This window comes from Arenimonas sp. SCN 70-307, assembly GCF_001724815.1.
Taxonomy (GTDB): Bacteria; Pseudomonadota; Gammaproteobacteria; order Xanthomonadales; family Xanthomonadaceae; genus Arenimonas.
In genome coordinates this window covers 24,627-34,109 of record NZ_MEDO01000029.1, presented here as the reverse complement: position 1 = coordinate 34,109, position 9,483 = coordinate 24,627, and the positions used below count along the sequence as shown (strand labels likewise).

Here is a 9,483-nt window from a genome sequence, read left to right as displayed (position 1 = left end):
AAGATCAAGGTCATCAAACGGGTGGCCTACGGCTACCGCGATGACGCCTACTTCTTCTTGAAGATCCGGGCGGCCTTCCCCGGACTTGGGTGAAGAGCCCTTTTCTTGGGGGAGGGAATCAGTCCGGGATGATGACGGTGTCGATCACGTGGATGATGCCGTTGCTGGCCTTGATGTCGGTCGCGGTGACGGTGGCGTTGTCGATCTTCACCGTGCCGCCCTCGACCGTGATGGCGGCGGCCTGGCCGTTGACGGTGGTGGCGGTGTCGAGGTTGACCACGTCGGCGGCCTTCACCTTGCCCGCGACCACGTGGTAGGTGAGGATCGCGACGAGCTTGTCCTTGTTCTCCGGCAGCAGCAGCGACTCGACCGTGCCGGCCGGCAGCTTGGCGAAGGCGTCGTCGGTCGGGGCGAAGACGGTGAACGGGCCCTCGCCCGACAGCGTCTCGACCAGGCCGGCGGCCTTGACGGCAGCCACCAGGGTTTCGAAATCGGCGTTGCCGGCGGCGACGTCGACGATGGTGCCGGCGGGCTTGCCGCCCTTGTGGTCGTGGGCCAGCGCCGGGGTGGCGGCCAGGCCGGCGAGGGCGAGCGCGAGCAGGGACTTGCGAAGCAGGTTCATGGGCAACTCCTGGGATGGGGGTCATGCCCGTCTTCGGGCACGGGGCGCAGGTTGTCAGGCGCCATGTGTTGGCCGGGTCGCGACGGCGTCAGCAAGATGTGTGGGACTTGTTTCGCGGACGTGACGGTCATTTCCGCGGCGTCGAAAGGCTGGCTATGCTTCACGCCCCCGACCCCGGAACCACGAATGCACACCCAGGCCCTGCCGCTGCAATCCCGCGATGGCCACGCTTTCGAACTGCGCCTGACGCGCCCGCAGGCGCCGCGCGCCGGCCTGATGTTCATTCCGGCCCTCGGCGTGCCCGCGCGCAAGTACGACGGCTTCGCGCAGGCGCTGGCCGCGGAGGGCTTCGCGGTGGCCGTGCACGAGTGGCGCGGCATCGGCACGAGCGCGCTGCGCGCCGCCCGCGGCCGCGACTGGGGTTATGCCGAGCTGCTCGGCCAGGACATTCCCGCCAGCGTCGCGGCGCTCGATCCGTCGCTGCGCTGGTGTTTCGGCGGCCACAGCCTCGGCGGCCAGTTCGCCGCCATGGCCGCGGCGCTCGCGCCGGCCGCCTGCGCCGGCCTCGTGCTCGCCGCCACCGGCGTTCCCGACCGCCTAACCTTCAGCGGCTACAAGCGCTGGGGCATCTCCGCCTTCGCCCGCCTGCTGCCGCCGCTCACGCGCGCGGTCGGCCACTACCCGGGCGAGCGACTGGGTTTCGCGGGCCGCGAGGCCGGCGGCGTGATGCGCGATTGGGCGGCCACCGTGCTCGGCGGCCGTTACCTCGACTACGGCCAGGGCGAACCCTTGGACGCCGCCCTGGCCCGCCTGCAGCGGCCGGCGCTGGCGATCCACTTCGAGCACGACTGGTTCGTGCCCGAGGCCTCGCTGCAGGGACTGCTGGGCAAGCTCGGCCCCGCCCCACGCGAACTCGTGCGCTTCGACGCGGCGCGCCTGGGCGCACGCGCCGATCACTTCAAATGGATGCGTGCCGCGGCGCCGGTGGCGGGCGCGGTGTCGGACTGGTGGGGGCGGCTCAGCCCTTGAAGTCGCGGTGGCAGGCCTGGCAGCTGTTCTTGACGCGGTCCAGGGCCACGCCCGCGGCGGCGCAGTCGCTGGGCGGCGTCGCCAGCGCGGCGTCGAGCGCGGCACGGAACTGCGAGGAGTGGGCGATGAAACGCTCGTCGTCCTGGGTCGGCAGGAAGGCCGGCTCGAGGTCGTTGCCGAGGTGGCGCAGGGTCTGCAGGCGCGGCGTGAGGTCGGTGGCGGCGCAGCGATTCTGCTTGATGCTGTCGTTGAGCGCGCCCATCTGGGCCGACATCACCGCCATCACGCCATTCGGGTAGGCGGTTCCCTGGCGCAGGGCGTTCATCAGAATCAGGGTGCGGGCGGCGCCGACGAACAGGCCGATCAGGACGAGGATCAGGGAACGCATCGCGGGTGACTCCGTGCGGGCAGGGACCGCCGGCAAGATAGCACGGCGGTCCCGGCCCTCAAGCCCCGCGCGGGGTCAGCGCAGCGGGGTGATGCGGGTGCCTTCGACGCGGACGTAGGCGCCTTCGCGCACACCGGACGGCAGGCTGTTGCGGTTGATGACGATCAGCCGGCCGTTGTCCATCCGCACGTGGATGTCGAAGGTGGCCTCGTTGACCTTGTTCTCGATGGCGTTGCCGGCCACGGCGCCGGCGACCGCGCCGGCCACGGTGGCGGTGTTGCGCTTGCCGTCGCTGCCGTGGTTCGGGATCTCGCGGGCGGCGACCGCGCCGACGATGCCGCCGAGCACCGCGCCGGTGCGGCTGTTCTCGCGCACGCCGTAGACCTGCTCGATGCGCTCGATGCGGCCGCAGTCGTAGCAGCGCTGGGCATAACCGCGGTCGTAGCTGTCGTAACCGCCGTAGGCGCTGCGCGGCTGGCTGCTGGCGCAGGCGGCCAGCGTGACCGACAGCGCGGCGACGGCGAGGATGCGGGTTTTCATGGTCGGCTCCTTGCACGGGTTCGGGGACACGGGGCCGACGCTAGGCAAATCCGCCTGAACGGGTGCCGACCAGCGCGGCCGCGGGTTGCCGTCGCGTTCATCCGGCGGGGCCGCGGGTAGAATGCGGCCATGGCAGACCCTCGTTTCGCCGGCATCGACCGGCTTTATGGCCGCGGCGCGGTGAAAAGGCTGGCCGGCGCGCAGGTTTGCGTGGTCGGCCTGGGCGGCGTCGGCTCCTGGGTGGTCGAGTCACTGGCGCGCAGCGGCATGGGCCGCCTGGTGCTGGTGGACGCGGACGAAACCTGCGTCTCGAACACCAACCGCCAGCTGCACGCGCTCGAAGGCCAGTACGGCCGCGGCAAGGGCGAGGTGCTGGCCGAGCGCTGCCGCGCCATCAACCCGGCCATCGAGGTCGAGGTGGTGCCGCAGTTCCTGCTGCCGTCCAACCTCGAGGCGCTGCTCGACCGCGGCCACGACCTGGTGCTCGACGCCTGCGACAGCCTGCGCAGCAAGCTCGAGATGATCGCCTGGTGCCGCCGGCGCAAACTGCCGCTCATCGCCTGCGGTTCGGCCGGCGGCCGGACCGACCCGACCCTGGTGCGCGTGCGCGACCTCTCGCGCACCGAACACGACGCCATGCTGGCCCTGATCCGCAAGAAACTGCGCGCCGACTTCGGCTTTCCGCGCAACCCCGACCGCTATTTCGGCGTGCCGGCGGTCTACTCGATGGAGAACGTGAAGTACCCCCAGCCCGACGGCAGCGTCTGCGGCGTGCGCCCCAAGCTTGGCGCCGACGCCGCGCTCAAGCTCGACTGCGGCGCCGGCCTGGGCGCGGCCACGCACATCACCGGAACCTTCGGGTTCGCGATGGCGGGCAAGGCCATCGAACTGCTGCTCAAGGCGCGGCCGGCGGCCTGACGGGGCTCAGCCGAACAGGCGCCGGGCGTTGGCCGTGGTGGCCTGCGCGATGGCTTCGGGGGATTCACCGCGAAGCGCCGCCACGGTCTCGAGCACCACGGCCAGCCGCGCCGGCTCGTTGCGCTGGCCGCGATGCCCGGCGTCGGGCTGGTCGGGGGCGTCGGTTTCCAGCAGCAGGTGTTCGATCGGCATGGTCGCCACGGTGCGGCGCAGGCGCTGCGCGCGCTCGAAGGTGACCGGCCCGCCGATGCCCAGGCAAAAGCCCATCGCGAACAGCTGCCGGGCCTGTTCCTCGCTGCCCGACCAGCTGTGCACCACGCCGCGCAGGTGGCCGACCCGGCGCAGCGAGGCGATCACCTCGTCCACGGCGCGGCGGGCGTGCAGCACCACCGGCAGGTCGAACTCGCGGGCGAGCTCGAGCTGGCGCTGGAAATAGAGCCGCTGGGCCTCCGGATCCAGCCCCTCGACGTAAAAATCCAGCCCGCATTCGCCGACCGCGGCAGGGCGGTGGCGGGCCAGCCAGTCGGCCAGCTCGTCCAGATGGGCCGGCTGGTGGCGGTCGAGGAACATCGGGTGCAGTCCCCAGGCCGGGCGCAGCCCCGGATCCGCGGCGCAGAGGCCGGCGATGGCGTCCCAGCCGGCGCGGTCCACCGCCGGCACCAGTTGCCGGGTGACGCCGGCGGCGCGGGCCCGGGCCAGCACCCCGGCGCGGTCGGGGTCGAACTCGGGGGCGTCGAGGTGGCAGTGGCTGTCGTACAGCAGGCTCATTCGCGCCGGGCCTGGCCCTCGATGACCTCGCCGCTGGTCGGGACGTCCTTGCGGCGCCAGTTCGCCAGCACCAGGGCGACCAGGGCGGTGGCGATCTCATCGACGAATGGGATCGGGTCGGGCAGCAGCCAGCTGAGCAGCATCAGCGCCAGGGTGATCTTGAACAGGGTGGGGAAGCGCAGCTTCGAGGCGAAGCCGACCAGCGGCGCGGTGAGCGGATTGGCCATGGCGGGGCTCCCGGGGAGGACCCCGAAAACTTACCATGCCGTGACGCCGCCGCCCGCGTTTTACGTTAGTGTTCAGCAAGGCTGGCACACCCTGCCAGCGCGACGGCGGATGACCGCCGCGAATGGAGGACAAGACCATGAACAAGACCGTCCTGGCCGTGCTGGCCGGTGTGCTGGTTGGCGGTGGCGCCATCGCCGCCTACAACACCTATTCCACTCCCTATGCCGAGGTGGTGTCGGCCACGCCGATCACCGTCAAGGAGCCCATCCTGGGCGACGTGGTGGCCTCCAATGCCATCACGGAGATGCGCACCGGCCAGCGCGAGGTCTGCGAGGACCGCGTGGTCGAGACCCGCCAGCCCGAGCGCTTCGGCGACAAGGACGGCATGGTGATCGGTGCCGTCGTCGGCGGCCTGGTAGGCAACCAGGTGGGCAAGGGCGACGGCCGCAAGCTGGCCACGGTGGCCGGTGCGGTGGGCGGCGCCTATGCCGGCCGCGAGATCGACCGTCGCCACGAAGGCGGCCGCAAGACCACCGAGGTCCAGCGCGTCTGCCAGACCGTGTCCGAGCCGCGCGAGGAAGTCGTCGGTTACGACGTGACCTACCGCAGCGAGGGCGAGCTGGGCAGCATCCGCGTCGACCGCAAGCCCGGCGCCCAGATCCAGCTCGGCGAGCGCGACAAGATCGTCGGCTACGACGTCACCTGGCGCTATGACGGCCAGACCGGCCGCCTGGTGATGGACGAGGACCCGGGCAGCCGCCTGCCGATCAAGGACGGCGTGATCGCCGTGGCGGGCAAGGATACGCCGCCGAAGGGTTGAACCCGCGGCACCCCACGCGATGTCCCGAAGGGCCGGCCATGCCGGCCCTTCACTTTTCCGGGCCCGGCAAAGCTGCCGGCGGCAGCGGGAAACCGTTAGAATATGCGGCTTTCCAGCCCACCAAAGCCCGCAGCCATGGCCCTGAACCCGACCGACCTGTTCGACATCCGTTCCCTGCTCAGCGAAGAGGAGCGGATGATCCAGGACTCCGTCGCCCGCTTCACCGACGAAAAGGTGCTGCCGATCATCGGCGACTGCTTCGACCAGGGCCGCTTCCCGAAGGAACTGGTGCCCGAGATCGCCGCGATGGGCCTGCTCGGCTCCTCCCTGCCCGAGGAGTACGGCTGCGCCGGCCTCAACGCCGTCAGCTACGGCCTGATCTGCCAGGAACTCGAGCGCGGCGACAGCGGCATCCGCAGCTTCGTCTCGGTGCAGAGCTCGCTGTGCATGTACCCGATCTACGCCTACGGCTCGGAAGAGCAGCGCCGCCAGTACCTGCCGGGCATGGCCCGCGGCGAGATCATCGGCTGCTTCGGCCTGACCGAGCCGCACGGCGGCTCCGACCCGGCCAACATGAAGACGGTGGCGAAGAAGGACGGCGGCGACTGGGTCATCAACGGCGCCAAGATGTGGATTACCAACGGCAACGTGGCCAACATCGCCATCGTCTGGGCCCAGACCGAGGATGGCATCCAGGGCTTCATCGTGCCCACCGACGCCAAGGGTTTCGCGGCGCAGGAAGTGCACCGCAAGATGAGCCTGCGCGCCTCGGTCACCTCGGCCCTGTTCTTCGACAACGTGCGCGTGCCCGATTCGCAGCGCTTGCCGAACGTGAAGGGCCTCAAGGGCCCGCTGGGCTGCCTGAGCCAGGCCCGCTACGGCATCACCTGGGGGCCGATCGGCGCCGCCATCGCCAGCTACAGCTCGGCGCTGGAATATGCAAAGGAGCGCGTGCTGTTCGGCCGGCCGATCGCCGCGACCCAGGCCGTGCAGCTCAAGCTCGCCGACATGGCCCGCCGCATCACGCTGGCGCAGCTGCTGTCGCTGCAGCTCGGCCGCCTCAAGGACGCCGGCACGCTGCAGCATTCGCAGGTGTCGCTGGCCAAGTGGAACAACTGCCGCATGGCCCTGGACATCAGCCGCGAGGCCCGCGACATCCTCGGCGGCGCCGGCATCACCACCGAGCACCCGCCGATCCGCCATGCGCTCAACCTCGAGTCCGTGATCACCTACGAGGGCACCGAGACCGTGCACCAGCTGGTGATCGGCCGCGAAGTGACCGGCATCAACGCGTTCTGATCCCGGACGGGCGGGGGAGCGCCATGGACCTGGACGGCTTGTGCCTCGAGACCGACCGGCTGCTCCTGCGGCCGGTCCGCGGCGAGGACTTCGAGCCCTGGGCAGCGTTCTGCGCCGACCCGGAGGCCATGGTCCACCTCGGCGGCGTCCAGCCGCGCGCGGTGGCCTGGCGCAGCCTGCTGGCCGTGGTCGGTGCCTGGCACGTGCAGGGGTTTTCCTTCTTCTCCGTGTTCGAGCGCGCGTCCGGCCAATGGGTCGGACGCGTCGGGCCCTGGCAGCCCGAAGGCTGGCCGGGCAGCGAGGTCGGCTATTCGCTGGCCCGTGCCGCCTGGGGCAAGGGCTACGCCACCGAAGCCGCCGCGGCCTGCATCGATTGGGCCGTCGACCATCTCGGCTGGACGGACATCATCCAGACCATCGCCCCCGACAACCTGCCGTCCCAGGCGGTTGCCCGCCGCCTCGGCGCGACGCTGCGCGGCCCCTGCCGCCTGCCGGCGCCCTATGAAAACCAACCCGCCCAACTCTGGGGCCAGACGCAGGAACAATGGCGGCGAAACCGCCTGACGCTTCGCGCCTGATCCCGCCACCGAGCACGCCATGCCAGTCGCCATGTCCATCCCCGCCCGCCACAAAGACGTCAATCGCGCCAAGGTCTGCGACGACAACTTCACCGAGTTCGTGAAGTCCTGGTCGGGCAAGCCCCTGCACCGGCCGGCCCCGCACGAGCCGGTGCTCGACGGCAGCGCCTGCACCGCGGCCGATTTCCTGGAGCTGTTCGAGTCGCAGCTGGTCTCGCGCCACCTCGACCTGATGGCGCGGGTGCTGCGCGTGCAGCAGAAGGTGTTCTACACCATCGGCTCGAGCGGCCACGAGGGCAATGCGATGGTGGCGCGCCTGGCGCGGCACACCGACCCGGCCTTCCTGCACTATCGCTCGGGCGGCTTCATGGCCGAGCGCTTCCGCAAGCTGCCGGGCATGGATCCGGTGATGGACTCGGCGCTCAGCTTCGCCGCGAGCAAGGACGACCCGGCTTCGGGCGGCCGGCACAAAGTGTGGGGCAGCAAGCCGCTGTGGGTGCTGCCGCAGACCTCCACGATCGCCTCGCACCTGCCCAAGGCGCTGGGCACCGCCATCGCCATCGAGCAGGCGCGCCGCATCGGCCATGAACTGCCGATCCCGGACGATTCGATCGCCATCTGCAGCTTCGGCGATGCCTCGAGCAATCACGCCACCGCCCAGACCGCCTTCAACACCGCGCAGTGGACGGCCTACCAGCGCCTGCCGGCGCCGGTGCTTTTCGTCTGCGAGGACAACGGCATCGGCATCTCGGTCAAGACGCCCGGCGGCTGGATCGGCAATGCCTTCCGCCACCGCGACGGCCTGGACTACTTCTTCGCCGACGGCCTCGACATCGCCAGCGGCTACGGCCAGGTGCAGGCCGCGGTGGAGCACTGCCGCCGCACGCGCCGCCCGACCTTCCTGCACCTCAAGACCACCCGGATCATGGGCCACGCCGGCACCGATTTCGAGATCGAGTGGCGCAGCATCGAGGAGCTGATGGCCGTCGAGGCCACCGACCCGCTGCTGCGCTCGGCCGAGATCGCCCTGGTCTCGGGCCTGATGAGCAAGGACGAGCTGCTGGGCAAGTACGAAGCCATGCGCGCCCGCTGCTTCGCCGCCGCCGAAGAGGCCGACCGCCGTCCGAAGCTGACCGACCTGGCCGAGGTGATGGCGCCGCTGGCGCCGTTCACGCCCGACAAGGTGGCCGACGAGGCCGCGCGCGCCGACTACGCCGACAGGCGCCTGGCGGTGTTCGGCAGCGAGGCGAAGCTGCCGGAGAACCAGCCGCCCAGGCACCTGGCCATCCAGATCAACCAGGCCCTGCACGACCTGTTCTGCAAGTACCCCGAGGCCCTGCTGTTCGGCGAGGACGTGGCGCAGAAGGGCGGCGTGTACACGGTCACCAAGGGCCTGCACAAGGCCTTCAAGAACGCGCGCGTGTTCAACACGCTGCTCGACGAAACCATGATCCTGGGCCTGGCCCAGGGTTACGCCAACGTCGGCATGCTGCCCATGCCCGAGATCCAGTACCTGGCGTACTTCCACAACGCCTGCGACCAGATCCGCGGCGAAGCCTGCAGCCTGCAGTTCTTCTCCAACGGCCAGTACCGCAACCCGATGGTGATGCGCATCGCCTCGCTGGGCTACCAGCGCGGCTTCGGCGGGCATTTCCACAACGACAACTCGATCACCGCGCTGCGCGACATCCCGGGCCTGGTGGTCGGCTGCCCCAGCCGCGGCGACGACGCCGCCACCATGCTGCGCACGATGATGGCGCTGGCCAAGGTGGACGGGCGCGTGTGCGCCTACCTCGAGCCGATCGCGCTGTACATGGCCAAGGACCTCTACGAGCCGGGCGACGGCCAGTGGCTCACCAGCTACCCGGCGCCCGACCAGGCCATGGTCGTGGGCGAGGAACGCGTGTACGCCCCCGAGGCCCGCGACCTGGTGATCTTCAGCTTCGGCAACGGCGTGCCGATGAGCCTGCGCGCGGCGCGGCGCATCGAAGCCGCGAAGGGCTGGAAGGTGCGCGTGGTGGACCTGCGCTGGCTGCAGCCGCTCAACGCCGCCGCCATCGCCCGCCACGCCGGCGAGTGCGATCGCATCCTGGTGGTGGACGAGGGCCGCCGCTCGGCCGGCGTGGGCGAGGGCATCATCACCGCCGTGGTCGAGGGCGGGCAGGGTGCCAAGCCGTTGCGCCGGGTCGTGGGCGAGGACACCTACACCCCGCTGGCGGGCGCGGCTTTCCTGGTCATCCCGTCCGACGACGACATCGTGGCGATGGCCGAGGCCCTCGCCTGATATCGTTTG

11 protein-coding genes are annotated in these 9,483 nt (G+C 70.5%); 6 read left to right on the top strand and 5 right to left on the bottom strand.

Annotated features, from left to right (window positions below; all coding sequences use genetic code 11):
- Window positions 1–118: 118 nt before the first annotated feature.
- Window positions 119–622 (bottom strand): fasciclin domain-containing protein, encoded by a 504-nt coding sequence (locus ABS41_RS13220; RefSeq protein WP_290595090.1) that lies wholly within the window; start codon window positions 620–622, stop codon window positions 119–121.
- A 186-nt stretch (window positions 623–808) separates the two neighbouring features.
- Between ABS41_RS13220 and ABS41_RS13215 the strand changes: the two genes are divergently transcribed.
- A complete protein-coding gene (locus ABS41_RS13215; RefSeq protein ID WP_290595089.1) occupies window positions 809–1,651 on the top strand; it encodes an alpha/beta fold hydrolase in 843 nt (280 codons plus the stop codon).
- On the opposite strand, the gene ABS41_RS13210 is transcribed toward ABS41_RS13215, so the two are convergent.
- Window positions 1,641–2,039 carry a hypothetical protein gene (locus tag ABS41_RS13210; RefSeq protein WP_290595088.1) on the bottom strand — a complete coding sequence of 133 codons (399 nt, stop codon included), beginning with the start codon at window positions 2,037–2,039 and terminating at the stop codon, window positions 1,641–1,643. The genes ABS41_RS13215 and ABS41_RS13210 overlap by 11 nt on opposite strands.
- A 75-nt stretch (window positions 2,040–2,114) precedes the next feature.
- The gene (locus tag ABS41_RS13205; protein ID WP_290595087.1) at window positions 2,115–2,579 is read right to left on the bottom strand and encodes a glycine zipper 2TM domain-containing protein; all 465 of its coding nucleotides are present in this window, start codon (window positions 2,577–2,579) and stop codon (window positions 2,115–2,117) included.
- 129 nt (window positions 2,580–2,708) lie between these two features.
- Between ABS41_RS13205 and ABS41_RS13200 the strand changes: the two genes are divergently transcribed.
- Window positions 2,709–3,497, top strand: a complete 789-nt coding sequence (locus ABS41_RS13200) for a tRNA threonylcarbamoyladenosine dehydratase (RefSeq protein ID WP_290595086.1) — start codon at window positions 2,709–2,711, stop codon at window positions 3,495–3,497.
- A 6-nt stretch (window positions 3,498–3,503) separates the two neighbouring features.
- Here the strand turns inward: ABS41_RS13200 and ABS41_RS13195 are convergent, their stop codons facing one another.
- Window positions 3,504–4,265: a TatD family hydrolase gene (locus ABS41_RS13195; RefSeq protein WP_290595085.1), complete on the bottom strand. Its 762-nt coding sequence runs from the start codon at window positions 4,263–4,265 to the stop codon at window positions 3,504–3,506.
- The gene (locus ABS41_RS13190; protein ID WP_290595084.1) at window positions 4,262–4,492 is read right to left on the bottom strand and encodes a DUF6116 family protein; all 231 of its coding nucleotides are present in this window, start codon (window positions 4,490–4,492) and stop codon (window positions 4,262–4,264) included. The genes ABS41_RS13195 and ABS41_RS13190 overlap by 4 nt, the downstream gene beginning before the upstream one ends.
- A 137-nt stretch (window positions 4,493–4,629) precedes the next feature.
- Here ABS41_RS13190 and ABS41_RS13185 point away from each other — a divergent pair, with 137 nt between their 5' ends.
- From ABS41_RS13185 to ABS41_RS13170, 4 genes are all read left to right on the top strand, one after another.
- Window positions 4,630–5,313: a glycine zipper 2TM domain-containing protein gene (locus ABS41_RS13185; protein ID WP_290595083.1), complete on the top strand. Its 684-nt coding sequence runs from the start codon at window positions 4,630–4,632 to the stop codon at window positions 5,311–5,313.
- Window positions 5,314–5,448: 135 nt separating this feature from the next.
- A complete protein-coding gene (locus ABS41_RS13180) occupies window positions 5,449–6,612 on the top strand; it encodes an acyl-CoA dehydrogenase family protein (protein WP_290595082.1) in 1,164 nt (387 codons plus the stop codon).
- A 23-nt stretch (window positions 6,613–6,635) separates the two neighbouring features.
- Window positions 6,636–7,190 (top strand): GNAT family N-acetyltransferase, encoded by a 555-nt coding sequence (locus ABS41_RS13175; RefSeq protein WP_290595081.1) that lies wholly within the window; start codon window positions 6,636–6,638, stop codon window positions 7,188–7,190.
- Window positions 7,191–7,209: 19 nt separating this feature from the next.
- The gene (locus tag ABS41_RS13170) at window positions 7,210–9,474 is read left to right on the top strand and encodes a thiamine pyrophosphate-dependent enzyme (RefSeq protein ID WP_290595080.1); all 2,265 of its coding nucleotides are present in this window, start codon (window positions 7,210–7,212) and stop codon (window positions 9,472–9,474) included.
- Window positions 9,475–9,483: the final 9 nt, after the last annotated feature.

Bases quoted from the DNA above. Each gene is read 5' to 3' on its own strand.
- ABS41_RS13220 (WP_290595090.1), bottom strand. From the start codon at position 622: ATGAACCTGCTTCGCAAGTCCCTGCTCGCGCTCGCCCTCGCCGGCCTG.
- ABS41_RS13215 (WP_290595089.1), top strand. From the start codon at position 809: ATGCACACCCAGGCCCTGCCGCTGCAATCCCGCGATGGCCACGCTTTC.
- ABS41_RS13210 (WP_290595088.1), bottom strand. From the start codon at position 2,039: ATGCGTTCCCTGATCCTCGTCCTGATCGGCCTGTTCGTCGGCGCCGCC.
- ABS41_RS13205 (WP_290595087.1), bottom strand. From the start codon at position 2,579: ATGAAAACCCGCATCCTCGCCGTCGCCGCGCTGTCGGTCACGCTGGCC.
- ABS41_RS13200 (WP_290595086.1), top strand. From the start codon at position 2,709: ATGGCAGACCCTCGTTTCGCCGGCATCGACCGGCTTTATGGCCGCGGC.
- ABS41_RS13195 (WP_290595085.1), bottom strand. From the start codon at position 4,265: ATGAGCCTGCTGTACGACAGCCACTGCCACCTCGACGCCCCCGAGTTC.
- ABS41_RS13190 (WP_290595084.1), bottom strand. From the start codon at position 4,492: ATGGCCAATCCGCTCACCGCGCCGCTGGTCGGCTTCGCCTCGAAGCTG.
- ABS41_RS13185 (WP_290595083.1), top strand. From the start codon at position 4,630: ATGAACAAGACCGTCCTGGCCGTGCTGGCCGGTGTGCTGGTTGGCGGT.
- ABS41_RS13180 (WP_290595082.1), top strand. From the start codon at position 5,449: ATGGCCCTGAACCCGACCGACCTGTTCGACATCCGTTCCCTGCTCAGC.
- ABS41_RS13175 (WP_290595081.1), top strand. From the start codon at position 6,636: ATGGACCTGGACGGCTTGTGCCTCGAGACCGACCGGCTGCTCCTGCGG.
- ABS41_RS13170 (WP_290595080.1), top strand. From the start codon at position 7,210: ATGCCAGTCGCCATGTCCATCCCCGCCCGCCACAAAGACGTCAATCGC.